The organism is Pseudomonas sp. 58(2021) (assembly GCF_017491585.1).
In the GTDB taxonomy this organism is placed as follows: domain Bacteria; phylum Pseudomonadota; class Gammaproteobacteria; order Pseudomonadales; family Pseudomonadaceae; genus Aquipseudomonas; species Aquipseudomonas fluorescens_BT.
In genome coordinates this window covers 118,102-142,811 of the sequence record NZ_JAFGYZ010000002.1, presented here as the reverse complement: position 1 = coordinate 142,811, position 24,710 = coordinate 118,102, and the positions used below count along the sequence as shown (strand labels likewise).

20 protein-coding genes and 1 pseudogene are annotated in these 24,710 nt (G+C 59.4%); all 21 read right to left on the bottom strand.

Going from position 1 to position 24,710, the window contains the following annotated elements; translation table 11 throughout:
• Positions 1-120: 120 nt before the first annotated feature.
• Positions 121-1,446 (bottom strand): OprD family porin, encoded by a 1,326-nt coding sequence (locus tag J5M72_RS02755; protein ID WP_207863946.1) that lies wholly within the window; start codon positions 1,444-1,446, stop codon positions 121-123.
• 319 nt (positions 1,447-1,765) lie between these two features.
• Positions 1,766-1,846, bottom strand: a pseudogene (locus J5M72_RS29235) (transcriptional regulator); the annotation flags it as partial.
• A gap of 424 nt (positions 1,847-2,270) precedes the next feature.
• Positions 2,271-3,128 carry a hypothetical protein gene (locus J5M72_RS02745; RefSeq protein ID WP_207863944.1) on the bottom strand — a complete coding sequence of 286 codons (858 nt, stop codon included), beginning with the start codon at positions 3,126-3,128 and terminating at the stop codon, positions 2,271-2,273.
• Positions 3,129-3,368: 240 nt separating this feature from the next.
• Complete coding sequence (nuoN, locus tag J5M72_RS02740; RefSeq protein WP_169430947.1) at positions 3,369-4,832, bottom strand: NADH-quinone oxidoreductase subunit NuoN; 1,464 nt, start codon at positions 4,830-4,832, stop codon at positions 3,369-3,371.
• Positions 4,833-4,839: 7 nt separating this feature from the next.
• Positions 4,840-6,372 (bottom strand): NADH-quinone oxidoreductase subunit M, encoded by a 1,533-nt coding sequence (nuoM, locus tag J5M72_RS02735; protein ID WP_207863943.1) that lies wholly within the window; start codon positions 6,370-6,372, stop codon positions 4,840-4,842.
• A 39-nt stretch (positions 6,373-6,411) separates the two neighbouring features.
• Complete coding sequence (nuoL, locus tag J5M72_RS02730; protein ID WP_085712395.1) at positions 6,412-8,265, bottom strand: NADH-quinone oxidoreductase subunit L; 1,854 nt, start codon at positions 8,263-8,265, stop codon at positions 6,412-6,414.
• Positions 8,262-8,570, bottom strand: a complete 309-nt coding sequence (gene nuoK, locus J5M72_RS02725; protein ID WP_003180046.1) for an NADH-quinone oxidoreductase subunit NuoK — start codon at positions 8,568-8,570, stop codon at positions 8,262-8,264. The genes nuoL and nuoK overlap by 4 nt, the downstream gene beginning before the upstream one ends.
• A gap of 3 nt (positions 8,571-8,573) precedes the next feature.
• Positions 8,574-9,074, bottom strand: coding sequence for an NADH-quinone oxidoreductase subunit J (nuoJ, locus tag J5M72_RS02720; protein ID WP_085690004.1), 501 nt, complete (start codon positions 9,072-9,074; stop codon positions 8,574-8,576).
• A 9-nt stretch (positions 9,075-9,083) separates the two neighbouring features.
• Positions 9,084-9,632 (bottom strand): NADH-quinone oxidoreductase subunit NuoI, encoded by a 549-nt coding sequence (gene nuoI / locus J5M72_RS02715; RefSeq protein ID WP_085690002.1) that lies wholly within the window; start codon positions 9,630-9,632, stop codon positions 9,084-9,086.
• A gap of 11 nt (positions 9,633-9,643) precedes the next feature.
• Positions 9,644-10,651 (bottom strand): NADH-quinone oxidoreductase subunit NuoH, encoded by a 1,008-nt coding sequence (gene nuoH, locus J5M72_RS02710; protein WP_007951460.1) that lies wholly within the window; start codon positions 10,649-10,651, stop codon positions 9,644-9,646.
• Positions 10,648-13,362: an NADH-quinone oxidoreductase subunit NuoG gene (gene nuoG / locus J5M72_RS02705; RefSeq protein WP_169430946.1), complete on the bottom strand. Its 2,715-nt coding sequence runs from the start codon at positions 13,360-13,362 to the stop codon at positions 10,648-10,650. Before nuoG ends, nuoH begins: the two co-directional genes overlap by 4 nt.
• A gap of 137 nt (positions 13,363-13,499) precedes the next feature.
• Positions 13,500-14,855: an NADH-quinone oxidoreductase subunit NuoF gene (gene nuoF, locus J5M72_RS02700; RefSeq protein ID WP_064597744.1), complete on the bottom strand. Its 1,356-nt coding sequence runs from the start codon at positions 14,853-14,855 to the stop codon at positions 13,500-13,502.
• Positions 14,852-15,349, bottom strand: coding sequence for an NADH-quinone oxidoreductase subunit NuoE (gene nuoE, locus J5M72_RS02695; protein ID WP_003223804.1), 498 nt, complete (start codon positions 15,347-15,349; stop codon positions 14,852-14,854). Before nuoE ends, nuoF begins: the two co-directional genes overlap by 4 nt.
• Positions 15,350-15,351: 2 nt before the next feature.
• Positions 15,352-17,136 carry an NADH-quinone oxidoreductase subunit C/D gene (gene nuoC / locus J5M72_RS02690; protein WP_115078470.1) on the bottom strand — a complete coding sequence of 595 codons (1,785 nt, stop codon included), beginning with the start codon at positions 17,134-17,136 and terminating at the stop codon, positions 15,352-15,354.
• A gap of 70 nt (positions 17,137-17,206) precedes the next feature.
• Complete coding sequence (locus J5M72_RS02685; RefSeq protein ID WP_007951456.1) at positions 17,207-17,881, bottom strand: NADH-quinone oxidoreductase subunit B; 675 nt, start codon at positions 17,879-17,881, stop codon at positions 17,207-17,209.
• Between the two features lie 10 nt (positions 17,882-17,891).
• Complete coding sequence (locus J5M72_RS02680; RefSeq protein ID WP_003223812.1) at positions 17,892-18,305, bottom strand: NADH-quinone oxidoreductase subunit A; 414 nt, start codon at positions 18,303-18,305, stop codon at positions 17,892-17,894.
• A 545-nt stretch (positions 18,306-18,850) separates the two neighbouring features.
• The gene (aceA, locus tag J5M72_RS02675; RefSeq protein WP_011334956.1) at positions 18,851-20,176 is read right to left on the bottom strand and encodes an isocitrate lyase; all 1,326 of its coding nucleotides are present in this window, start codon (positions 20,174-20,176) and stop codon (positions 18,851-18,853) included.
• Between the two features lie 476 nt (positions 20,177-20,652).
• A complete protein-coding gene (locus J5M72_RS02670; RefSeq protein WP_207863942.1) occupies positions 20,653-21,390 on the bottom strand; it encodes a secretin N-terminal domain-containing protein in 738 nt (245 codons plus the stop codon).
• Between the two features lie 170 nt (positions 21,391-21,560).
• Entirely contained in the window at positions 21,561-21,986 is a 426-nt protein-coding gene (locus J5M72_RS02665) for a GNAT family N-acetyltransferase (RefSeq protein ID WP_169430944.1), read from the bottom strand.
• Complete coding sequence (locus J5M72_RS02660; RefSeq protein WP_207863941.1) at positions 21,979-23,154, bottom strand: cupin domain-containing protein; 1,176 nt, start codon at positions 23,152-23,154, stop codon at positions 21,979-21,981. Before J5M72_RS02660 ends, J5M72_RS02665 begins: the two co-directional genes overlap by 8 nt.
• Before the next feature lie 86 nt (positions 23,155-23,240).
• Entirely contained in the window at positions 23,241-24,611 is a 1,371-nt protein-coding gene (gene purB, locus J5M72_RS02655; protein ID WP_207863940.1) for an adenylosuccinate lyase, read from the bottom strand.
• Positions 24,612-24,710: the final 99 nt, after the last annotated feature.

Below are 24,710 nucleotides of genomic sequence, written 5' to 3'. Positions count from 1 at the left end.
TGTTCAGTGAGTCGGGCTTTTTTTCAGGCATAAAAAAGGCGTCCCGAAGGACGCCAAAGATTCACCTCTTACCAAAGGAGCAAGGAGCTTCTAAAGGTGAATGGGCATTGCTCGTGAAACTCAGAGAATCGCCAGCGGGTATTCGACGATCACCCGCACTTCATCCAGGTCTGACTCGAATGCGGTGGCCCGGGTGGTGGCCTGGCGCAGACGCAGCGACAGATCCTTCATCGAACCGCTTTGCACCACGTATTTGACTTCGATGTCACGCTCCCAGCGTTTCTGATCGGTCAGCGGATTACCGTCGGCATCACGGCGCATGTACACGGCGTTGGCGTTGGAGTAGTCGGCGTCGGTGCCGCGTGCGTAACGGGTCATGAACGACAGGCCCGGTACACCATAGGTGGTCATGTCGACGTCGTAGCGGACCATCCAGGAGCGCTCTTTCGGCGAGTTGAAGTCGCTGTACTGGATCGAGTTGTCGAGGAAGATCGAGTCGGACTGGCGCAGGTAATCGAAGTCGTCGTTGCCGTTGTTGCGCTGGTGGGAGAGCGCGACCGAGTGGGCGCCAAGCTTTACGCCGACGCGGCCGCTCCAGATGTTGTTGTCGAACTGACCGAGCAACTGTTTGCCTTCATCGACTGCCTTGTAATAGTTCAAGCCACCGAACAGCGACAGGTCATCCGACAGCGGATACGTCCAGGCGGTGCCGGCGTAATACTGGTTCCAGGCATCTTTGAGGCGACTGGAGTACAGGCTGAAACTCAGGTTTTTGTTCAGCGCATAATCGCCGCCGCCGTAAGCGATCCAGGGCGAGTTGACCGGGCCGGCATAGAAGGTCGCGAAGTTTTCGCGCATGTCGCTGGACACCGGTTGGCTCATCGCATGCAACCGGCCGCCCTGGATCGACAGACCTTCGATGCTGGTGTTGGTCGCCGTCACGCCGCGAAAGCTTTCCGGCAGCAGTCGCGAATCACCTGCTGCAACCACCGGGTTGGCCGGGAACACGTCGCCGACTTTCACCACCGTATCGAAGGCCCGCACTTTGGCGGCACCACCGATCTTGGTGTATTCGTCCCGTGCTTTGCCTTCGCTGTCGACCGGCAATACATCGAACGAACTGCGGCCACCGTTGCGTCCGTCACCGGTGTCGAGTTTCAGGCCGATCATCGCGAAAGCATCCACCCCGATCCCGACAGTGCCTTGGGTGAAGCCAGATTCGAACTTGCTGATGACCGCATGGGCCCAGGCCTCGGAATAACCATTGCCGGTGGGACTGGACTGGCCGTTGCGGTGATCACGATTGAAATAGAAGTTGCGGTTGAGTACCGACAGGCTGCTGCCTTCGATAAACCCTTCGGGTTTGTCTTCTGCAAACACCATGGACGGCCCGGCGCCGACGACCACTGCTAAAGCGGCCATCGATATTTTTGTGTTGTTAACCATCAATCACTCCTGAGTTCGGCAGAACGGGAACGTGCTTCGGCGTGGGTTTTATTGTTCGACGGGCAAGGGCCCGCCTGTAGGGTCGCCGGGTGACATCGTTGCAGGCGGCGGATAACGCGGAGGTGATTGGGGGATTACAATTTTGTTAGGTGGATGCGGGCGAAACTCACACCAAGGGTCGGTCTGATCGTTTCATATATGCAGATGTTCGTTTCTACCGTTCGAAGCTATCCAGCACGTCCTCTGGCAGAGTGGTATCGATGTCATTGGTAAGTGTGAGTTTGCCCTTCATGGTTCCGATTCGTTGGGCGCGCGTTTTTTTCAAAGTAACTTTGCCTTTGCGTTCTTCGGCTAAGGCCTCGAGGCCGTCCATCAACTCTGAAAAAATATCTCGCTTCATGGTTCGCCATCTCCTCTTGAAAATTGATCCTCGAATTTACTGGAAAATGACTCCTTTCGAGTGTCATACATTGCCCAGCGCCTTGCAGGAAAACACCTAAAGAGGGGATGACGTTTACGATCAAAGGATCGCTACCTTCGTCAACTCCTACAGAAACTCAGCCGCCCAGATGCAGGCTTCAGCCGATGTCGGAGACTTTTGAAGTGAAACCGCAGAAAAGAACAACGGCATCCGAAGATGCCGTTGTTTTGAGTGATAGATATTGGTCGAGTGGCTTCGATTGTTGGTCACCTGTTATCTAGCGCTATTTCCTTTCTATTGATAACTCTCTCGTTGACAACACGGCGTACCACTGGTGCAGAAGGCTTCTTTGGTGGTGTCGGTTTAGTCGAATTTTCTGGTTTGGACGGGCCGTTGGTCGCTTTCATTTCTGATTCCTATTGGGACCGCCGTTAACATCGTCGTACGTCTTTCTGGATGGTGGAGCAGACGGTTTTACAGGTGCCTGGGGCAGAGCTTTTTGTTCGCTCAATGCTGGTTTGTTGGGTTCGCTCAATTTTTCCGCCCCTTTTTCAAGAACTATATTTTCGAGAATTATAGTCCTTTTTTTCAGGTCTGCTACCGCGTCAGATTTAGAGTCATTTAACAGCTGAGTTTTTAAAGCGGCTATTTGATCTCCCACGTATGTATCTTTTATTGCAAAATTTTTCCTGGGTGAGGAGGTGTCCATGTCAAAGAGAACAAATAGCAAACTACCTATAGCGAGGGGGATGCAGGCCATCAGAAAAGTTGACAGCGCTTTAAATACCCAGCGGGATCGCTCTTCGTTGACTAGAGCGTTATGTGTAGAGCAGCTAATGTAGGTGTTTGATATAAAGCTCGCGGTTTCCTTGGCAGGGTTGATCAAGGGTATTTGTTCGTGTTGAGCTACTTGGGCATTATATTTGGCGAGCTCATCGTTGTACTCTATTTGGCTTTCGTAGTATTCCTTGATTTTTTCTGCGTATGGCATTCGGTTGAATTCGGAACCGCTAAAAGCTTTGCAGTTGAAATATGTGGATATTGCTGAAATTATTAAGGTTGTTGCTACAAAAAATGAAATGACATATGCAATTTTAGGGTTGAAGGTGAAGTCTAGAAAGCGCGCGAGATAGATTGTTGCTGATGCAAGGGCGAATATTGCTGTAAATATTATCTGGGTTTTTATTGAAATGCTGTTTTTTATCTCTTCTTCATATGCATACATTTTTTCATAAGTGGTATGTATATTGTGAATGTTCAATATGATTTCCCTGTGTCCTGTCGATCGGCAAGTGTATTCAATGTGCCTGCGAAGCTGCTTTATCCCGCTCACACACGATAGCTCTAAGAGCCGAATACGGGTTGTAGGACGAAACCGACAATTCAGCCGGAGCTTTCTGGAGTTTAAGCAGGAAGGGCAGGGCACTCGTAATGAATTCCCCAAACGCAAAAACGGCACCCGAAGGTGCCGTTTCTGTTTGTAGCCATTCCAGCAGAGCAATCAGCCCGCCAGACCCGCCTGCTGAACCAGGGTCAGCAACGGCTGCGGGTAAACACCCAGGAAGAACGCAACCACAGCGATCGCCAGCAGCATCACGCCGCCTGCTTTCTGTTCCCAGTGCAACTGGGCGTCGTGGCGGCGCAGGTTCGGTTCGATCAGGTACAGGGTGACCATCACGCGCAGGTAGTAGAACACGCCGATGGCGCTGCCCAGTACCAGCGAACCTACCAGCCACCATTGGTGAGATTCGACACCGGTGGCGATGATGTAGAACTTGCCGATGAAGCCAGCAGTCAGCGGGATACCGGCCAGGGACAGCATCATCACGGTCAGTACGGCGGTCAGGTACGGACGGCGCCAGAACAGGCCGCGGTATTCGTACAGGGCGTCTGCGTCACGGCCGTTGTACGGTGAGGACATCAGGGTGATCACACCGAAGGCGCCGAGGCTGGTGATCACGTAGGTGACCAGGTACACGCCGATGGCTTCCACCGCCAGACCCTTGCTCGCCACCAGTGCGATCAGCAGGTAGCCGAAGTGCGCGATGGACGAGTAACCGAGCAGACGCTTGAGGTTGCTCTGGGTCAGGGCCAGCAGGTTACCGAACAGGATCGAGGCGATGGCGATGATGGTCAGCACGTTGCTCAGAACGCCACTGCTGGCGGCAGGGGAGATCTGGAACAGACGAACCATGACCGCGAACACAGCCACTTTCGACGCGGTGGCGAGGAACGCGGCCACCGGTGCCGGAGCACCTTCGTACACGTCCGGCGTCCACAGGTGGAACGGTACCAGCGACAGCTTGAATGCCAGACCGATCAGCATCATGCCCAGGCCCAGTTGCGCCAGCGAGCTTGGCAGGCCGGTCGCGGCCAGTGCCTGACCGATACCGACGAAGCTCAGCGAACCCGAGTCGGCGTACAGCAGCGCCATACCGAACAGCAGGAACGCGGAACCGGCGGCCGACAGCACCATGTACTTGATGCCGGCTTCCAGCGAACGCTTGTTGAAGAAGGCGTAGGCCACCAGACCGTAGACCGGCACCGACAGCAGTTCCAGACCGATGAACAAGCCGGCCAGGTGCTGCGCGCTGACCAGAACCAGGCCACCGGCGGCGGCCATCAGGATCAGCAGGTACAGTTCTTCACGGTTGCCCGGGTAACCCGAACCGCCATCGCCGAGGTAGGCGTGGGCGAGGGTGACGCAAGCGAGGGTGGCGACCAGGATCAGCGCCATGTACAGGCAGGCAAAGGTGTCGATCTGCAGCAATGGAGTCACGGCCAGAGGCGCGACTTTCAGGGCCGGCAGGATCGACAGCAAGGCCAGGTTCAGACCCGCCACCGAAATCAGGAAGGTCTGCGAGTGGTTGCGGCGCCAGGCGATTGCCAGCATCACCACGATAATGGTGAGGCTGGTGATCAACAGTGGCGCAAGCGCAATAAAGTGTTGAATCGTGAATTCCATAGCGCTCTTACCGGGCCGAAGCGAGTTGAGTGAAGGCGGTGCCGAGCCACTGCTGCACGCCATGCATCGTGGCGGCAGAAGTGTCGAGGAACGGTTGCGGGTAGACGCCGAGGTAAATCAGCAGTACCGCAAGGCCCAGCACCATGATCAGTTCGCGACCGTCCATGCCGTGCAGGATCGAATCCGATTTCGACGGACCGAAGTAGGCACGGTGGATCATGATCAGCGAGTAGACCGAACCGAACACCAGACCGGAGGTAGCGATGGCGGTGATCCATGGAGCACTGGCGAACGTACCGATCAGGATCAGGAACTCGCCGACGAAGTTGCCGGTACCCGGCAGACCCAGAGAGGCGGCTGCAAAGAACAGGCTGATCGCCGGCAGGTAAGCGATACGCGACCACAGGCCGCCCATCTCGCGCATGTCACGCGTGTGCAGACGCTCGTACAGCTGACCGCTGAGGATAAACAGTGCCGCGGCCGACAGACCGTGCGCCAGCATCTGGATCACTGCACCTTGCAGGGCCAGTTGGCTGCCGGAGTAGATGCCGATCAGTACGAAGCCCATGTGGGAAACGGACGAGAAGGCGATCAGACGCTTGATGTCGGTTTGTGCGAACGCCAGGAACGCACCGTAGAAGATCCCGATCAGACCGAGGGTCATGGCGATCGGCGCGAACTCGACCGAGGCGTTCGGGAACAGCGGCAGGGCGAAACGCAGCAGACCGTAGGCCGCGGTTTTCAGCAAGATACCGGCGAGGTCGACGGAACCTGCAGTCGGCGCCTGGGCGTGAGCGTCAGGCAGCCAGGAGTGAAACGGAACCACTGGCAGCTTGACCGCGAAGGCGATGAAGAAGCCGAGCATCAGAATGTACTCGGTGGTCATCGACATCTTGGTCTTCAACAGGTCGGCGTAGTTGAAGGTGATCACGCCGGTGCTGTTGTAGTTGACCAGCACCAGACCGAGGATCGCCACCAGCATGATCAGGCCGGAAGCCTGAGTGAAGATGAAGAACTTGGTCGCCGCGTAGATACGGGTTTTCTTGCCGTCCGAAGAACTGTGACCCCAGAGCGCGATGAGGAAGTACATCGGCACCAGCATCATTTCCCAGAAGAAGAAGAACATGAACAGGTCGAGGGCGAGGAACACGCCGACAACGCCGCCCAGAATCCACATCAGGTTCAGGTGGAAGAAGCCAACGTGACGTTGAATCTCTTTCCACGAGCAGAGTACCGACAGGATACCCAGCAGGCCGGTCAGCAGGATCATCAGCAGCGACAGGCCGTCGAGGGCCAGGTGCACGTTGATGCCGAAGCGCTGGATCCAGACGTGCTTGAACTCAAGCGCCCAGGTCGGATCGGCGCCAGGCGCCGGTGCAAATGAATAGTCACCGTGGGCCCACAGCCAGAGGCCGAGGGCGAGTTCCAGGGTCATGGTCAACAGCGCAATCCAGCGGGGGAGGGTAGCGCCGAAGCGCTCACCCATCCAGCACAGCAGGCCGCCGATGAAGGGGATCAGGATTAGCCAAGGCAGAATCATGACGGGCTCGTTTCCTTTCGCAAATTCGCAAGGTTCATATCAGACCGCTACCAGCACGACAGCGCCGATGACCAACACGGCACCAGCAGCCATCGAAGCAGCGTACCAACGCAGTTGACCGGTTTCGGTACGGCTCAGGGCGGTGTGACCCCCCTTGGCCATGCGCGGGATCAGACCGATGGTCTGGTCGAGCGGGTCTTTGCGCAGCATGTGGCTGATCGCAAGGTACGGCTTGACGAACAGTTTGTCGTAGATCCAGTCGAAGCCCCAGGCAGCGAACCACCAGGCCGAGAGGAGACGGCCGATGCCGCTGTTGGCGATCGCGGTCACGAAGCGACGCTTGCCGAGGAACAGCAGGGCCGCCAGCAGGATACCGGCCAGGGCGATGGCGCCCGAGGCGATTTCCAGACTGTGCTTGGCTTCGCCACCGGCATGGCCAACGCTCTCGGGCAGTACGCCGTGCAGCGGTGGAACGATCATGGCGCCGACGAAGGTCGACAGCACGATCAGCACCGACAGTGGCAGCCAGTGAGCGATGCCGTGACCGGCGTGAGCTTCGGTCTTGGCTTCACCGTGGAACGCGATGAAGATCAGGCGGAAGGTGTACAGCGAGGTCATGAACGCACCGACCAGACCGGCGTACAACAGACCGTTGTGGCCGCTGGCGAACGCTTCCCAGAGGATTTCATCCTTGGAGTAGAAGCCTGCGGTCACCAGCGGCAGGGCGGCCAGAGCGGCACCACCGACGATGAAGCTGGCGTAGGCCAGTGGCAGTTTCTTCCACAGGCCGCCCATCTTGAAGATGTTCTGCTCGTGGTGGCAGGCAACGATCACCGCACCGGAAGCGAGGAACAGCAGGGCCTTGAAGAAGGCGTGGGTCATCAGGTGGAAGATCGCGCCTTCCCAGGCGCCAACGCCCAGCGCCAGGAACATGTAGCCGATCTGGCTCATGGTCGAGTAGGCGAGGATACGTTTGATGTCGGTTTGCACCAGTGCCGCGAAACCGGCCAGAACCAGCGTCACACCGCCAACGATGCCGACCAGGTGCAGGATGTCCGGCGCCAGGGCGAACAGACCGTGGGTACGGGCGATCAGGTAGACACCGGCGGTCACCATGGTTGCGGCGTGGATCAGTGCCGAAACCGGGGTAGGACCGGCCATCGCGTCCGCCAGCCAGGTCTGCAGCGGCAGTTGAGCCGATTTGCCGACCGCACCACCCAGCAGCATCAGGGTCGCCAGCACGATCCAGAAATCGCCGACCTTGAAGTGCTCAGGCGCTTTCACCAGCAGTTCCTGGACGTTCAGCGTGCCCAGTTGCTGGAATAGGATGAACAGGCCGATCGCCATGAACACGTCGCCGATACGGGTGACGATGAAGGCTTTCAGCGCGGCGTTACCGTTGTTGCGGTTGCTGTAGTAGAAACCGATCAACAGGTACGAGCACAGGCCCACGCCTTCCCAACCGAAGTAGATGAACAGCAGGTTGTCGCCCAGGACCAGGAACAACATGCTGGCGATGAACAGGTTGGTGTAGGCGAAGAAGCGCGAGTAACCGGCTTCACCGCGCATGTACCAGGAGGCGAACAGGTGGATCAGGAAACCCACGCCGACCACCACACCGAGCATGGTCACGGACAGACCATCCAGGTACAGGGCGAAGTTCGGCTGGAAGCCTTCCACCGAGATCCATTTCCACAGTACGTGGACGTACACGCCACCTTCCGGTGGAGCGACGTTGAACTGCCAGATCACGTAGGCCGCGACGATGGCAGACAGGCCGATGGAGCCGACACCGATCAGCGCCGACAGGTTTTCCGAGAGGCGGCCGCGCGAGAACGACAGCAACAGGAACCCGATCAGAGGGAATACGAAAGTCAGAAAGAGTAGGTTCATCCGCGCATCTCACTGGCAGCGTCGATATCGAGCGTGTGGAAGCGGCGATACAGTTGCAGCAGGATCGCCAGGCCAATACTGGCTTCGGCGGCTGCAAGGCTGATCACCAGGATGAACATGATCTGTCCATCCGGTTGCGCCCAGCGGGCGCCCGCGACGATGAAGGCCAGTGCAGAGGCGTTCATCATCACTTCCAGACTCATCAACACGAACAAAATGTTGCGGCGGACCATCAGGCCGACCAGACCAAGGCAGAACAGGATGCCGGCAACGGCCAATCCATGCTCGAGAGGGATAGCAGGCATGTCTTACTCCTTCGCCTCGTTACGGCCCAAATGGAACGCCGTGACGGCTGCAGCGAGCAGCAGCATCGAGGCGAGTTCGACCACCAGCAGGTACGGACCGAACAGGCTGATGCCCACGGCTTTCGCGTCAACGGTGGTTTGACCGATGGCCTGACCGCTCTGGTGAGCGAACAGCACATACAGCAGTTCGGCCAGCAGCAGGGCGGCGAGAATCACCGGTCCTGCCCAGATGCCGGGCTTGAGCCAGGTGCGTTCCTGCTGAACCGAGGCAGGCCCCAGGTTCAGCATCATCACCACGAACACGAACAGCACCATGATGGCGCCGGCGTAGGCGATCACTTCCAGCACGCCGGCGAACGGTGCGCCGAGAGCGAAGAAGGTCATGGCCACGGAGATCAGCGAAATGATCAGGTAGAGCAGGGCGTGCACAGGATTGGTGTTGGTGACCACACGCAGTGTGGACACAACAGCGATACCCGATGCGAAATAGAAAGCGAATTCCATCGTTCTTCCTTAAGGCAGCAAGCTCTTCACGTTGATCGGCTCGGCTTCGTTTTGTGCGGCGCCTTTCGGCTTGCCCGCAACGGCCATACCTGCAACACGATAGAAGTTGTAATCAGGGTTTTTGCCGGGGCCGGAGATCAGCAGATCTTCTTTCTCGTACACCAGGTCCTGACGTTTGAACTCGGCCATCTCGAAATCCGGCGTGAGCTGGATCGCGGTGGTCGGGCAGGCTTCCTCGCAGAGACCGCAGAAAATGCAGCGCGAGAAGTTGATACGGAAGAAGTCCGGGTACCAGCGACCGTCTTCGGTTTCAGCTTTCTGCAGCGAGATGCAACCCACCGGGCACGCCACGGCGCACAGGTTGCAGGCTACGCAGCGTTCTTCGCCATCGGGGTCGCGGGTCAGGACGATACGGCCACGGTAGCGTGGCGGCAGGTAGACCGGCTCTTCCGGGTATTGCAGGGTGTCGCGCTTGCGAAAGCCATGACCGAAGATCATGACCAGGCTGCGCAACTGGGTACCGGTACCCTTAACGATGTCGCCAATATATTTGAACATGGGTCAAATCCTCACTGAACCGCAACCGCAGGCGTGTTCCACAACACGATTGCAGCGGTCACCAGCAAATTGATCAGGGTCAGTGGCAGGCAGAATTTCCAGCTGAAATCCATCACTTGGTCATAACGCGGACGCGGGATGGAGGCGCGCAGCAGGATGAACAGCATGATGAAGAACGCGGTCTTCAGTGCGAACCAGACGAAGGACAGTTGCGGCAGGATGCCGAACGGACCGTGCCAGCCACCGAAGAACAGGGTGACCAGCAGTGCCGAGATCAGGATGATGCCGATGTATTCACCGACGAAGAACATGCCCCATTTCATACCGGCGTATTCAATGTGGTAACCGTCGGCCAGTTCCTGTTCCGCTTCCGGCTGGTCGAACGGGTGACGGTGAGTCACGGCCACGCCAGCGATGAAGAAGGTACAGAAGCCGAAGAACTGCGGAATGATGAACCACAGGTTCTGCGCCTGGTACTCGACGATGTCGCGCATGTTGAACGAGCCGACCTGCACCACGATGCCCATCAGGGCCAGGCCCATGAACACTTCGTAGGACACGGTCTGCGCCGAGGCACGCAAGCTGCCGAGCAGGGCGAACTTGTTGTTACTCGACCAGCCGGCGAACAGTACCGCGTAGACCGAGAGACCGGCCATGGCGAAGAAGAACAGCAGGCCGATGTTCAGGTCCGCCACGCCCCAGGTCGGGGTGATCGGGATGATCGCGAACGCGATCAGCAGGGCGGACATGGCCACCACCGGCGCCAGGGTGAAGATCACCTTGTCGGCAAACGGAGGGGTCCAGTCTTCCTTGAAGAACATCTTCAGCATGTCGGCTGCGATCTGGAACATGCCGAACGGGCCAACGCGGTTCGGACCGTAACGGTCCTGCCACCAGCCCAGCAGGCGACGTTCGACAAAGCTGAGCAACGCGCCTGCGACCACCACGGCCAGCAGGATCACGATGGCCTTGATGACCGTCAGGATCACATCGATCACTTCAGGGGTGAACCAGGTCATTGCGCTGCCTCCTGCAGACCATCAACGGTTTGGCCGAAAATCGCCGGCGGAATGCCTGCCAGACCGGCCGGCAGTGCAACCAGGCCAGCGCCCAGCTCTTCATTGATACGCAGCGGCAGACGCAGGGTCTGGCCGGCAACATTGAGGCTCAGCAGTGCACCGTCGTTGACGCCCAGGCGATCCGCTTCGGACTTGGCCAGTGCAACGTAGGCGGCCGGAATGCGTTCCTGGACCGGAGCGGCTTTCGACGAGGTCTCGTCGCTGCCGAACAGGTGGTAGAACGGCACGGCTTGCCAGGTGCCCTGGGCCGGGTTGAACGCGCGCGGAACACTGGCGAACCAGTTCAGCGAATCACCGGTGCTTTCGATCAGGCGGGTGCCCGGATCGCCAGCGCGCAGGTGACCACCGACTTCGTCCTGGAACTTGTTCCAGGCCTGCGGCGAGTTCCAGCCCGGCGACCATGCAAAAGGAACCTGCTGACGCGGTTCGGCGGAGCCCGAGTAACCTTCCATCGAGAAGGCGAACGCGGTGTCCTTGTCTTGCGGGGTGCGTGGTTCGTGAACGCTGATGTCGGCGCGCATCGCCGTGCGACCGGAGTAACGCAGCGGTTCACGGGCCAGTTTCAGACCCTTGATGCGGAACGAGGCGGACGGTGCGGCGTCGACGATTCGGGCCAGTTGCGGGGTGCTCGAAGCAACGGCAGCGGTCACGTGGTCGAGTTGCGTCCAGTCGATCGGCTGGTTCAGCAGGGTAGCGCGCAGGGCGTGCAGCCAGCGCCAGCCTTCGTGGACCAGAATGCTCGCGTCCATGTATTGCGGGTCGAAAACCTGGAAGAAGCGCTGGGCGCGGCCTTCCTGGCTGACCAGCGTACCGTCGCCTTCAGCGAAGCTGGCGGCTGGCAGAACCAGATGCGCGCGGTCGCTGGTGGCGGTCTTCTGATGGTCGGCAACGATCACTACTTTCGCAGCGTTCAGTGCCGCATCGACCTTGGCCTTGGCGGTGCGGGTGTACAGATCGTTTTCCAGCACGACGATGGCGTCGGCCTTGCCGTCAATCACTGCTTGCAGCGCAGCATCAACCGATTCGCCACCGAGCATGGCCAGGCCGAGGCTGTTGGCTTCCGGCACGATCAGGCTGATCGAACCGTTCTTCTCGCGCAGCTTCAGGGCCTTGGCGATGTTTGCAGCCGCTTCGATCAAGGCTTTGGAGCCCAGCGAAGTACCGGCGATGATCAGCGGACGCTTGGCAGCGAGCAGGGCATCGGCGATGCGCTTGGCCAGTTCCAGGGCTTCGGCGTCCAGACCTTCGACGGCCGGTGCGCTGGCGTCCAGGGCGTGAGCCACGGCGAAACCGATGCGCGCCAGATCGTCGGGAGCGGCGTGTACACACTCTTCGGCGATGTCGTCGAGCTTGGTTTCAGCCAGGCTGGCGATGAACAGCGGGTTCAGTTCGTGCTGACCGATGTTCTTCACCGCCGCGTCGAGCCACGGCTGAACGCGCATGGCTTCGGCCATGTCTTCGGCCTTGCCTTTGACCGACTGACGCAGTGCCAGCGCCATACGGGCGGCGGTCTGGGTCAGGTCTTCACCGAGGACGAACACGGCGTCGTGGTCTTCGATGTCGCGCATGTTCGGCACGGGCAGCGGGCTGTCCTTCAGCACTTGCAGGACCAGACGGATGCGTTCCAGTTCGGACGCTTCGATACCGGAGTAGAAGTGCTCGGCGCCGACCAGTTCACGCAACGCGTAGTTGCTTTCGAGGCTGGCACGTGGCGAACCGATACCGACGATGTTGCGACCGCGTAGCAGGTCGGCGGCTTTGTCCAGCGCAGCATCCAGCCCAAGCTTGGTGCCATCGGCCAGCAGCGGCTGACGTGGACGGTCGGTGCGGTTGACGTAGCCATAACCGAAACGGCCACGGTCGCACAGGAAGTACTGGTTCACCGAACCGTTGTAACGATTTTCGATGCGACGCAGTTCGCCGTAACGCTCGCCCGGGGAGATGTTGCAACCGCTGGAGCAGCCATGGCAGATGCTCGGCGAGAACTGCATGTCCCACTTGCGGTTGTAGCGTTCGGAGTGAGTCTTGTCGGTGAACACACCGGTCGGGCAGACCTCGGTGAGGTTGCCGGAGAACTCGCTTTCGAGGGTGCCGTCTTCAACGCGACCGAAGTACACGTTGTCGTGGGCGCCGAATACACCCAGGTCGGTGCCGCCGGCGTAGTCCTTGTAGAAACGCACGCAGCGGTAGCAGGCGATGCAGCGGTTCATTTCGTGGGAAATGAACGGGCCCAGTTGCTGGTTCTGGTGGGTGCGCTTGGTGAAGCGATAACGGCGCTCGTTGTGGCCGGTCATCACCGTCATGTCTTGCAGGTGGCAGTGACCGCCTTCCTCGCACACAGGGCAGTCGTGCGGGTGGTTGGTCATCAGCCATTCAACAACACTGGCGCGGAACGCCTTGGATTCTTCATCGTCGATGGAGATCCAGGTGTTGTCGGTGGCAGGCGTCATGCAGGACATGACGATACGACCACGGGTGTCGTTCTCATCGGTGTACTGCTTGACCGCGCACTGGCGGCAGGCCCCGACGCTACCAAGCGCGGGGTGCCAGCAGAAATAAGGGATGTCGAGGCCCAGCGACAGACATGCCTGTAACAGGTTGTCTGCCCCGTCGACTTCGAGCGCTTTGCCGTCTACGTGGATAGTGGCCATGGTTCAAAGGTCTTCGTTGGCCCGGTGTCAGCGGGCGTGGCTAATGGAATCTTGTTATCCGTCCGAATCCAGTCAGCCCCGAAAGGCGTCATCGGACGAAAGGCGAAGGGCACGGACCCTTCGCCTTTTTTAAGCGTTTACGCGCCGACTGTGATCGGCTTCGCCAGAGGCGGGACGGCGGCGCTTGCAGGCGCGATACCGGCTTCGAACTCTGGACGGAAGTATTTGATGGCACTGCCCAATGGTTCCACGGCACCCGGTGCGTGAGCACAGAAGGTCTTGCCCGGGCCGAGGAAGTTGACCAGACCCAGCAGGGTCTCGATGTCACCCGGCTGGCCGCGGCCTTGTTCGATGGCCATCAGCAGCTTGACGCTCCATGGCAGGCCATCACGGCAAGGAGTGCAGAAACCGCAGGATTCGCGAGCGAAGAACTGTTCCATGTTGCGCAGCAGGGACACCATGTTGACGCTGTCGTCCACCGCCATGGCCAGGCCGGTACCCATACGGGTGCCCACCTTGGCGATGCCGCCGGCGTACATTTGGGCGTCGAGGTGTTCCGGCAACAGGAAACCGGTACCGGCGCCGCCCGGCTGCCAGGCCTTGAGCTTGTAACCGTCGCGCATGCCGCCGGCGTAGTCTTCGAACAATTCGCGACCGGTCACGCCGAAGGGCAGTTCCCACAGGCCGGGGTTCTTGACCTTGCCGGAGAAGCCCATGAGCTTGGTGCCCATGTCTTCGCTGCCGTCGCGGGCCAACGATTTGTACCAGTCCACGCCGTCGGCGATGATCGCCGGCACGTTGCACAGGGTTTCAACGTTGTTCACGCAGGTCGGCTTGCCCCACACACCAACGGCGGCAGGGAAGGGCGGCTTGGAGCGCGGGTTGGCGCGGCGGCCTTCGAGGGAGTTGATCAGTGCGGTTTCTTCACCGCAGATGTAACGCCCGGCGCCGGTGTGGACGAACAGCTCGAAATCGAAGCCGCTGCCCAGGATGTTCTTGCCCAGCAGACCGGCTGCCTTGGCTTCTTCCACGGCACGGTTCAGGTGCTTGGCGGCGGTGGTGTACTCCCCGCGCAGGAAGATGTAGCCACGGTAGGTTTTCAGCGCGCGGGCACTGATCAGCATGCCTTCGATCAGCAGATGGGGCAGTTGCTCCATCAGCATGCGGTCTTTCCAGGTGTTCGGCTCCATTTCATCCGCGTTGCACAGCAGGTAGCGGATGTTGATGGATTCGTCCTTTGGCATCAGGCCCCACTTCACGCCAGTGGGGAAGCCTGCACCGCCGCGACCCTTGAGGCCGGCGTCTTTCACGGTCTGGACGATGGCGTCCTGATCCATGTCGGCGAAGGCCTTGCGCGCGGCGGCGTAACCGTTCTTGGCCTGGTACTCGTCGAGCCACACGGCTTCGCCGTCGTCGCGCAGGCGCCAGGTCAGCGGGTGAGTCTCGGCCGAACGCTGGATGCGGTTGGCAGGACCGAAAGAAGTCAGGGTCATACGTAGCCCTCGAGCAGTTTGGCGACGCCGGCAGGCTGGACATCGCCAAAGGTGTCGTCATCGATCATCAGCGCCGGTGCCTTGTCGCAGTTGCCGAGGCAGCAGACCGGCAGCAGGGTGAAGCGACCGTCGGCGGTGGTCTGACCCAGGCCGATACCCAGGTTGTTCTGGATTTCGCTGACCACCGACTCGTGGCCACCGATGTAGCAGACCATGCTGTCGCAGACGCGAATGATGTGACGGCCGACCGGCTGACGGAAGATCTGGCTGTAGAACGTGGCCACGCCTTCAACGTCGCTGGCCGGGATGCCGAGGATCTCGCCAATGGCGTACAGAGCGCCGTCCGGCACCCAGCCGCGTTCCTTCTGGACGATCTTCAGGGCTTCGATCGACGCCGCGCGCGGGTCTTCGTAGTGATGCAGCTCGTGCTCGATGGCCGAGCGCTCGGTTTCACTCAAGGTGAAACGGTCTGTCTGGATAAGCGTGCTGTTCATGCTTAGCGGTCCACGTCGGCCATAACGAAATCGATACTACCCAGGTACGCAATCAGGTCCGCGACCATGCTGCCTTTGATCACCGAAGGGATCTGCTGCAGGTGGGCGAAGCTCGGAGTGCGGATCCGGGTACGGTAGCTCATGGTGCCGCCGTCGCTCGTCAGGTAATAGCTGTTGATGCCCTTGGTCGCTTCGATCATCTGGAAGGATTCGTTGGCCGGCATGACCGGGCCCCACGAAACCTGCAGGAAGTGCGTGATCAAGGTTTCGATGTGCTGCAGCGTGCGCTCTTTCGGCGGCGGCGTGGTCAGCGGGTGATCCGCCTTGTACGGGCCTTCCGGCATGTTGCGCAGGCACTGGTCGATGATCTTGACGCTCTGGCGCATCTCTTCGACGCGAACCATGCAGCGGTCATAGGCATCGCCGTTGGCGGCCAGCGGCACTTCGAACTCGAAGTTCTCGTAGCCGGAATATGGACGCGCTTTACGCAGGTCGAAGTCGCAACCGGTGGACCGCAGGCCGGCACCGGTGACGCCCCATTCCAGGGCCTCTTTGGTGTTGTACTGGGCAACGCCGATGGTACGACCCTTGAGGATGCTGTTCTGCAGGGCGGCCTTGGTGTATTCGTCGAGGCGCTTTGGCAGCCATTCAACGAAGTCTTTCACCAGTTTTTCCCAGCCACGCGGCAGGTCGTGGGCAACACCGCCGATGCGGTACCAGGCCGGGTGCAGACGGAAGCCGGTGATGGCTTCGATCACCGTGTACGCCTTCTGGCGGTCGGTGAAGGTGAAGAACACCGGGGTCATCGCGCCGACGTCCTGGATGTAGGTACCCAGGAACAGCAGATGGCTGGTGATCCGGAAGAACTCGGCCATCATGATGCGGATGACATCGACCTTCTCGGGCACCTTGATGCCGGCCAGCTTCTCGACCGAGAGCACGTACGGCAGGTTGTTCATCACGCCGCCGAGGTAATCGATACGGTCGGTGTACGGAATGAAGCTGTGCCAGGACTGACGCTCGGCCATCTTCTCGGCGCCACGGTGGTGGTAACCGATGTCCGGGACGCAGTCGACGATCTCTTCGCCGTCCAGTTGCAGGATGATGCGGAACGCACCGTGCGCCGAAGGGTGGTTCGGCCCCAGGTTGAGGAACATGTAGTCCTCGTTCGGGCCGGAACGCTTCATGCCCCAGTCTTCCGGACGGAAGCGCGCGGCTTCTTCCTCGAGCTGTTGCTTGGCCAGGTTCAGGCTGAACGGATCGAATTCGGTGGCGCGCGCCGGGAAGTCCTTGCGCAGCGGGTGACCTTCCCAGGTCGGCGGCATCATGATGCGCGACAGGTGAGGGTGACCTTTGAAGTCGATACCGTACATGTCCCAGACTTCACGCTCGTACCAGTTGGCGTTCGGCCAGATGCTGGTGACGGTCGGCAAGCTGAGGTCGCTCTCGGACAAGGCGACCTTGATCATCACGTCACTATTACGTTCCAGCGACATGAGGTGATAGAACACGGTGAAATCGGCACCGCTTGGCAGCCCTTGACGCTTGGTCCGCAGACGCTCGTCCACGCCGTGCAGGTCATAGAGCATGACGTACGGCTTGGGCAGGTTGCGCAGGAAGGTCAGGACTTCGACGAGCTTGGCGCGGGCCACCCACAGCACCGGCATGCCGGTGCGGGTCGGCTGGGCGGTGAACGCCTCGGCACCAAAACGGTTGTTCAGTTCGACGACCACATCCTGGTCGTCTGCCTTGTAAGGCGGGATGTACAGAGCACTGCCTGTAGTCATGGTTATTTTTTCGCTTTCGGTCAACGTAAAGAATGAAGCCAGCTTCTCGTTTCTTTGAAACAGATCTGGATCAGACTTCGTCAGGGCTGCGCAGATTGGTGACTGCGATTCGCTGTTCGCGGCGCTGTTCCTTCTGCGAAGGCATGTCGGCGCGATAAACGCCTTGATCGCCAACGACCCAGGAAAGTGGGCGACGCTCCTGGCCAATGGATTCCTGCAGCAGCATCAAGCCTTGCAGAAATGCTTCTGGACGGGGCGGGCAGCCAGGTACGTAGACGTCCACGGGCAGGAACTTGTCCACCCCTTGAACCACGGAGTAGATGTCGTACATGCCACCGGAGTTGGCGCACGAACCCATGGAGATAACCCATTTCGGCTCGAGCATCTGCTCGTAGAGACGCTGAATGATCGGCGCCATCTTGATGAAGCAGGTCCCGGCGATAACCATGAAGTCGGCCTGACGCGGTGATGCCCGGATAACTTCGGCGCCGAAGCGCGCGATGTCGTGGGGCGCCGTGAAGGCGGTGGTCATTTCCACGTAGCAGCACGACAGACCGAAGTTGTACGGCCACAGGGAGTTCTTACGTCCCCAGTTGACCGCGCCACTCAGCACGTCTTCCAGCTTGCCCATGAAAATGTTTTTGTGGACTTGATCCTCTAACGGATCGGAAACGGTTTCCCGCTGGCCGATCGGATACTGCTCGTTAGGAGCATCGGGGTCGATTCTGGTGAGATTGTATTGCATTGCCAAAGCCTCATTGTTTCAGCTTCGCCTGCCGCTTGCGACGAGCTTCCGGAGCCCAGTCAAGGGCGCCCACTCGGAACAGGTAGACAAGACCTGCCAACAGAATTGCTATGAAAACGAGAGCTTCGACGAATCCGGTCCAGCCGCTTTCGCGGACGGACACAGACCATGCAAAGAGAAAGAGGGCTTCGATATCGAAGATCACGAACAGCATCGCGACCAGATAGAATTTGGCTGAGAGCCGCAAGCGGGCGCCACCGGTAGGTAGCATGCCGGACTCGAACGGTTCGTTTTTGCTGCGGCCCCAGGCTTTTGACCCGAGGAGGCTGGAGACGCCGAGCATGAAGGCACACAGGCCGACTACACCCAGAAGGAAAATGGCAAAGCCCCAGTTGTGGGCCATGAGTCCTGTCGCTTCGGGCATGCTGGAAATCCTTAACAGAGAGCAAAGGTCTCTGAGCTTGATAAAGAAATAAGGCAGTGACGATATGTCGCAGCAATCAATCGCGCTGATTTTATGGCTAAACACCCTGCAAGTAAAATTCCTATAGCGAAATTATTTATTGGAATAAGGACATAGCGCACCTCTATGGCCCTGTAGCCCATGCGTTGCGGGCATTAGCCGGGATTTCACGAATTATGTTTTGTCGAAAATGTAACGAATATAGTTGCCGCTAAATGATAATTAATATCGTTTGTGATGGTTTTGTAACTGTTTAGCGATTGGGCAGTTGGGAAGTTGTCTTATATCCGCGTTACTGCAAGTAGCGGCGGCACACGTTTTAACCGATTTTTGTGACGTGGATAGCGCTCTGGATCAATGTTTTGCCTGACGGACTGTGCCAGCCCTGGGTTGGTCAGAAGGTCGCAGGCAAAAAAACGCCCCGAACCAGTCGGGGCGTCAGTTCTTCGGCAATGCGGTTAGCTTTCTACACGGTCCGCAAAGGCCGTTCGCTCAGGCGAAGTCGATCAGTGGAACTGTTCTTCTTCGGTCGAACCGGTCAGCGCGGTCACCGAGGACGTGCCGCCCTGGATTACGGTGGTCATGTCGTCGAAGTAGCCGGTGCCCACTTCCTGCTGGTGAGCCACGAAGGTGTAACCCTTGGCGGCATCAGCGAATTCCTGCTCCTGCAGCTTCACGTAGGCAGTCATGTCGTTGCGGGCGTAGTCGTGCGCCAGGTTGAACATGCTGTGCCACATGTTGTGAATGCCGGCCAGGGTGATGAACTGGTGCTTGTAACCCATGGCGGACAGTTCGCGCTGGAACTTGGCGATGGTCGCGTCGTCCAGGTTTTTCTTCCAGTTGAAGGAAGGCGAGCAGTTGTACGACAGGATCTGGTCCGGGTATTCCTTCTTGATCGCTTCGGCGAAGCGACGGGCCTCGTCCAGATCCGGCTTGGCGGTTTCGCACCAGATCAGGTCGGCGTACGGCGCGTAGGCCAGGCCACGGGCGATGGCCTGGTCCAGACCTGCACGAACCTTGTAGAAGCCTTCCTGGGTGCGGGTGCCAGTCACGAACGGCTGGTCGTACGGGTCGCAGTCGGAAGTCAGCAGGTCGGCAGCGTTGGCGTCGGTACGGGCCAGGATGATGGTCGGTACACCGGCAACGTCGGCAGCCAGACGAGCAGCGGTCAGTTTCTGCACGGCTTCCTGGGTTGGAACCAGAACCTTGCCGCCCATGTGGCCGCATTTCTTCACGGAAGCCAGCTGGTCTTCGAAGTGAACGCCGGCGGCGCCTGCTTCGATCATGCTCTTCATCAGCTCGTAGGCGTTCAGTACGCCGCCGAAGCCGGCTTCGGCGTCAGCCACGATCGGCGCGAAGTAGTCGATGTAGCCCTCGTCGCCCGGGTTCTTGCCGGCTTTCCACTGGATCTGGTCGGCACGACGGAACGAGTTGTTGATGCGCTTGACCACGGTTGGAACCGAGTCCACCGGGTACAGCGACTGGTCCGGGTACATCGATTCGGCGGAGTTGTTGTCCGCAGCGACTTGCCAGCCCGACAGGTAGATCGCCTGGATACCGGCTTTAACCTGTTGAACAGCCTGGCCACCGGTCAGGGCGCCCATGCAGTTGACGAAATCTTTCTCTGGGCGGAAAGACGGCTTGGCACCCTGGGTGACCAGGTTCCACAGTTTTTCGGCGCCCATTTTTGCAAAGGTGTGCTCTGGTTGAACCGAGCCACGCAGACGGACGACGTCAGCAGCGGAGTAATTGCGAGTCACGCCTTTCCAGCGCGGGTTTTCAGCCCAGTCTTTTTCAAGGGCTGCAATTTGCTGTTCGCGTGTCAGTGCCATGGAGATAAACCTCGTCGCGTCTTTATGAAAAGTTGTTCTGCGGTGGAAAATTCCTTGCGCTCGCTGACCAGAAGCTTAGGTGGTCAGGTCGGGTTCGGCGGGGCAGGCGACGGGATGAACGATAGGCTCGAGGGGAAGTGAGCAGGTAAAGGCGAACTGGCGGGCGCATTCGGGCGTCGTGGGCCTTTATGCGAACTACAGTGTAAAGCCGGGTTACCTAATTACGCTTCCGTCCCTCGGGACAACTTCGTTCCAGTCGGCAACCTCGTCAAACACACCTTGTGGGCGGTACAGACACGAAACGGCTCGCGGGGATGGTTGCGAGCAGCGCTTCGAAGGCCCTTGCCAGGGCCTCTGATTAGCGGGAGCGAGGCCATCATGCCTTCGCTTTTTTGGCTCGTCAAACGTTTTGTAGTGCTTTTTTTCACGCACTACATCTTTCGTCTAATACGACTAATCAGTCAGTTTTCGGTGCTTTAGTCCAGCGTGTCGACTTTCACCCGCAACGTCATGTCATCCCGGCCTTGAGTCGAGTAGCTGCGGGCCAAGCCCTGTTTGTCGGCCTGAGTCTCACGGTTCACGCCGGCGAGGGTGATCCATTCGCCCAGGCGTCCTGTGACAGTTGTGTCGGTGCTTTGCACGTTCACTACATCGGGACGTTCCTGGCTCATTCGGTCACGGTTGGTACTGATGGCCAGGTGAACGGTGTCACCGGTGACGCTGGCAGTGACGTAGAAACCCTGAGTGACGTTGCGATACTGGGTCTGGCTGCTGTAATCGCCCCAGGAATTGCTCTGGCTGCTGGTGATCGGCACGCTCTGTCCGACCTGGATCAGCGCCGGTGCACCCTCGCTGGCCTGTACCTGTTGAATGCCGCCGTCACGGCTGGCGGTGCTGTAGTCAATGATCCTGGTTTGCTGGTCGCCCGTGTTCTGTTGGTTGTTTTCGTTGGTGTCGACGGTGATCAGCAAGCGTTTGGGGGCGGTATCGAGCTGCGTGAGCAGGGCTTTCAATTCCTGGATCTTGTCCGGCTCGGCCTTGACGATCAGTTGATTTCCATAGGCGCTGACCTGACCGTCCTTGCCGATGAAATCCTGAGCCACCGGCAGCATGTCGGCGCTGGTGTGGTATTTGAGGGGCACGATTTCTGTGGCTGCCATCACCGAAAAACTGCAGCCGAGCAGCAGGGGGGTGAGCAGGGTGCGTAGGGACATGTCCGTTATCTCCGCGTTCGAAAGGCTTGATATTGCCAGTTTGTCGGCCCGGGGTGGGGCAAGTTGAATCGTAGACAGCAAAACGCCCCGGCATCCGAAAATGGCGGGGCGTTTTGTGGTGTTCTGAAGGGCCTCTTCGCGAGCAAGCCCGCGAATGCCGCGACGCGGACTTAAGCCGAATGACGAACCATGTCGACATGCGGAATCCCTGCTTCCAGGAATTCCTCGCTGACCAGATTGAACCCCAGGCGCTCATAGAACGCCGTGGCCTGCACCTGGGCGCTGAGCATCTGCTGCTTCAGGCCCCGTGCTTCCGCTTCGGCAATCACCGCGTGCATCAGCGCATCGCCGACCTTTAGCCCGCGCCAGTCCTTCAGTACCGAAACCCGGCCAACATGCCCGTCGGGCAGCAGGCGGGCGGTGCCGATCGGAAAGTCGCCTTCGAAGGCCAGAAAATGCACGGCGGTGGCGTCATCGGCGTCCCACTCAAGCTCGGGTGGAACCGATTGTTCGGCAATGAACACCGTTTCGCGAATGCGGCGGATCTCGGCGTTGTCCTTTTGCCAGTCTGCAACGCGTACGCGAATCTTATTCATCGTCGGCGAACCCCAGGCTTCCCTGTTTGACCAGTTCGCACAGCAGGCCGCGGCCATCTTCGTCGCTCAGCCAGTCGCCGAGGTTGTCGGTGTGCAGGGCGTCAGCCGAGCAGATCAGCTTCAGCAGCTCGCGCAACTTGCCAGGCAGGTAACGGCTCTGGCCGCTGGCGAACAGCAGCAGATCGTCATCGACGTTGGACCATGCCAGGCGTGCACTCGGGTTGCGGATCAGGATGGCACCGTCTTCGAGGGCGCTGAGGAGGTCTTCCTCCTCGACTTCCTCCGGGCCGACGACCAGCTCTGGATAACGCGGCTCGGTCATGTACTGGCCGAACCAGGTCAGCAGCAGGCGTTCGTCGCTCATGTGCTCGGCGAGCAGTGCCTTCAGGCGGCCAAGAGCATCGTGCTGGATCTGGTGCGGGTCATCGCTGACCGGCTTCGCATCGGCGTCGGTGTAGCGCTCTTCGTCAGTCAGGAACTGGCTGAGGAAGTCGGTGAAGTGGGTCAGCACTTCAGCGGCGCTTGGTGCGCGGAAGCCGACCGAGTAGGTCATGCAGTCATCGACGGCCACACCGCAGTGAGCCAAGCGCGGCGGCAGGTACAGCATGTCGCCCGGTTCCAGAACCCACTCTTCGGTTTCGTTGAATTCGGCGAGGATGCGCAGGTCCGCGTGCTGCAGCAGCGGGCTTTCGGAGTCGCACATCTGGCCGATTTTCCAGTTGCGCTTGCCGTGGCCTTGCAGCAGGAACACGTCGTAGTTGTCGAAATGCGGGCCAACGCTGCCACCCGGGGCGGCGAAGCTGATCATCACGTCATCGACGCGCCAGCTCGGCAGAAAGCGGAAGTTTTCCAGCAGTTCGCTGACTTCCGGCACGAACTGATCGACAGCCTGCACCAGCAGGGTCCACTCGCGTTCCGGCAGTTTGCTGAATTCGTCTTCGGCGAACGGGCCGCGACGCAGTTCCCAAGGACGCTCGCCGTGTTCGATCACCAGGCGCGATTCGACTTCTTCTTCCAGGGCCAGGCCGGCGAGTTCGTCGGCGTCGATCGGGCTTTCGAAATCAGGAATCGCCTGACGGATCAGCAGTGGTTTTTTCTGCCAGTAATCGCGCATGAATTCGCGCGCCGTAAGACCACCCAGAAGTTGAAGAGGAATATCGGGATTCATATGTAACCTATTGAAAAAAAGCATTTTTCAGACGGGAATAAAAACGCCCGGCGCGGCCGGGCGTCTCAAACGGGTCAAGCAGTCGATCAGATGCGTTTGGCTTGCGCTACAGCGTTGCCGATGTAGTTGGCCGGGGTCAGTTGCTTGAGCTCGGCTTTCGCAGCGGCCGGCATGTCCAGGCCATCGATGAAAGTCTGCAGCGCTTCAGGGCTGATGCCCTTGCCGCGCGTCAGTTCTTTCAGCTTCTCGTACGGGTTTTCGATGTTGTAGCGGCGCATCACGGTCTGGATCGGCTCGGCCAGGACTTCCCAGCAGGCGTCCAGATCGGCAGCGATCTTGTCAGCGTTCAGCTCGAGCTTGCTGATGCCTTTGAGGCTCGCTTCGTACGCGATCACGCTGTGGGCGAAGCCGACACCGAGGTTGCGCAGAACGGTGGAGTCGGTCAGGTCGCGCTGCCAGCGGGAGATCGGCAGTTTGCTCGCCAGGTGCTGGAACAGCGCGTTGGCGATGCCCAGGTTGCCTTCGGAGTTTTCGAAGTCGATCGGGTTGACCTTGTGCGGCATGGTCGACGAACCGATTTCGCCGGCGATGGTGCGCTGCTTGAAGTAACCCAGGGAGATGTAGCCCCAGATGTCACGGTCGAAGTCGATCAGGATGGTGTTGAAGCGCGCAATGGCGTCGAACAGCTCGGCGATGTAGTCGTGCGGCTCGATCTGCGTGGTGTACGGGTTGAAGGCCAGGCCCAGCTCGTCTTCGATGAAGGCGCGGGCGTTGGCTTCCCAGTCGATCTGCGGGTAGGCCGACAGGTGAGCGTTGTAGTTGCCGACAGCGCCGTTGATCTTGCCCAGCAGCGGAACGGCAGCGACCTGAGTGATCTGGCGCTCGAGACGGTAAACCACGTTCGCCAGCTCTTTACCCAGGGTGGTCGGCGAAGCCGGCTGGCCGTGGGTGCGCGACAGCATTGGCACGTCGGCGAAGCGCAGGGCCAGTTCGCGGATGGCGTTGGCGGTCTGGCGCATCAGCGGCAGCATCACGTCGTCACGACCTTCGCGCAGCATCAGGGCGTGGGACAGGTTGTTGATGTCCTCGCTGGTGCAGGCGAAGTGGATGAACTCGCTGACCTTGGCCAGTTCCGGCAGCTTGGCCGCCTGTTCCTTGAGCAGGTACTCGATCGCTTTCACGTCGTGGTTGGTGGTGCGCTCGATCTCTTTCACGCGCTCGGCGTGTTCCAGCGAGAAGTTTTCGGCCAGTTCGTTCAGAACGGCGTTGGCTTCGGCGGAGAAGGCTGGCACTTCCGGGATGCCGGCGTGAGCGGCCAGGCGCTGGAGCCAGCGCACTTCAACCAGGACGCGGGCACGGATCAGGCCGTACTCGCTGAAAATCGGGCGCAGGGCCTGGGTTTTGCCGGCGTAGCGGCCGTCAACAGGGGAAACCGCAGTGAGCGAAGAGAGCTGCATGGGGTGTTCTCGGACAGTCGGGCAACGAAATGGGGCGCGTATCATACATGAAAAAATCCGCCGGTCCGTCGCCAACTGACCGGCGTATTACGCGTTACA

Bases quoted from the DNA above. Each gene is read 5' to 3' on its own strand.
- J5M72_RS02685 (WP_007951456.1), bottom strand. From the start codon at position 17,881: ATGCAATACAATCTCACCAGAATCGACCCCGATGCTCCTAACGAGCAG.
- J5M72_RS02670 (WP_207863942.1), bottom strand. From the start codon at position 21,390: ATGTCCCTACGCACCCTGCTCACCCCCCTGCTGCTCGGCTGCAGTTTT.
- purB (WP_207863940.1), bottom strand. From the start codon at position 24,611: ATGCAGCTCTCTTCGCTCACTGCGGTTTCCCCTGTTGACGGCCGCTAC.
- nuoH (WP_007951460.1), bottom strand. From the start codon at position 10,651: ATGACCTGGTTCACCCCTGAAGTGATCGATGTGATCCTGACGGTCATC.
- nuoK (WP_003180046.1), bottom strand. From the start codon at position 8,570: ATGCCTGCTATCCCTCTCGAGCATGGATTGGCCGTTGCCGGCATCCTG.
- J5M72_RS02680 (WP_003223812.1), bottom strand. From the start codon at position 18,305: ATGCCCGAAGCGACAGGACTCATGGCCCACAACTGGGGCTTTGCCATT.
- nuoF (WP_064597744.1), bottom strand. From the start codon at position 14,855: ATGACCCTGACTTCTTTCGGTCCTGCCAACCGCATCCAGCGTTCGGCC.
- nuoJ (WP_085690004.1), bottom strand. From the start codon at position 9,074: ATGGAATTCGCTTTCTATTTCGCATCGGGTATCGCTGTTGTGTCCACA.
- nuoN (WP_169430947.1), bottom strand. From the start codon at position 4,832: ATGGAATTCACGATTCAACACTTTATTGCGCTTGCGCCACTGTTGATC.
- nuoM (WP_207863943.1), bottom strand. From the start codon at position 6,372: ATGATTCTGCCTTGGCTAATCCTGATCCCCTTCATCGGCGGCCTGCTG.
- nuoL (WP_085712395.1), bottom strand. From the start codon at position 8,265: ATGAACCTACTCTTTCTGACTTTCGTATTCCCTCTGATCGGGTTCCTG.
- J5M72_RS02755 (WP_207863946.1), bottom strand. From the start codon at position 1,446: ATGGTTAACAACACAAAAATATCGATGGCCGCTTTAGCAGTGGTCGTC.
- J5M72_RS02660 (WP_207863941.1), bottom strand. From the start codon at position 23,154: ATGAATCCCGATATTCCTCTTCAACTTCTGGGTGGTCTTACGGCGCGC.
- nuoI (WP_085690002.1), bottom strand. From the start codon at position 9,632: ATGTTCAAATATATTGGCGACATCGTTAAGGGTACCGGTACCCAGTTG.
- nuoC (WP_115078470.1), bottom strand. From the start codon at position 17,136: ATGACTACAGGCAGTGCTCTGTACATCCCGCCTTACAAGGCAGACGAC.
- J5M72_RS02665 (WP_169430944.1), bottom strand. From the start codon at position 21,986: ATGAATAAGATTCGCGTACGCGTTGCAGACTGGCAAAAGGACAACGCC.
- nuoG (WP_169430946.1), bottom strand. From the start codon at position 13,362: ATGGCCACTATCCACGTAGACGGCAAAGCGCTCGAAGTCGACGGGGCA.
- aceA (WP_011334956.1), bottom strand. From the start codon at position 20,176: ATGGCACTGACACGCGAACAGCAAATTGCAGCCCTTGAAAAAGACTGG.
- nuoE (WP_003223804.1), bottom strand. From the start codon at position 15,349: ATGAACAGCACGCTTATCCAGACAGACCGTTTCACCTTGAGTGAAACC.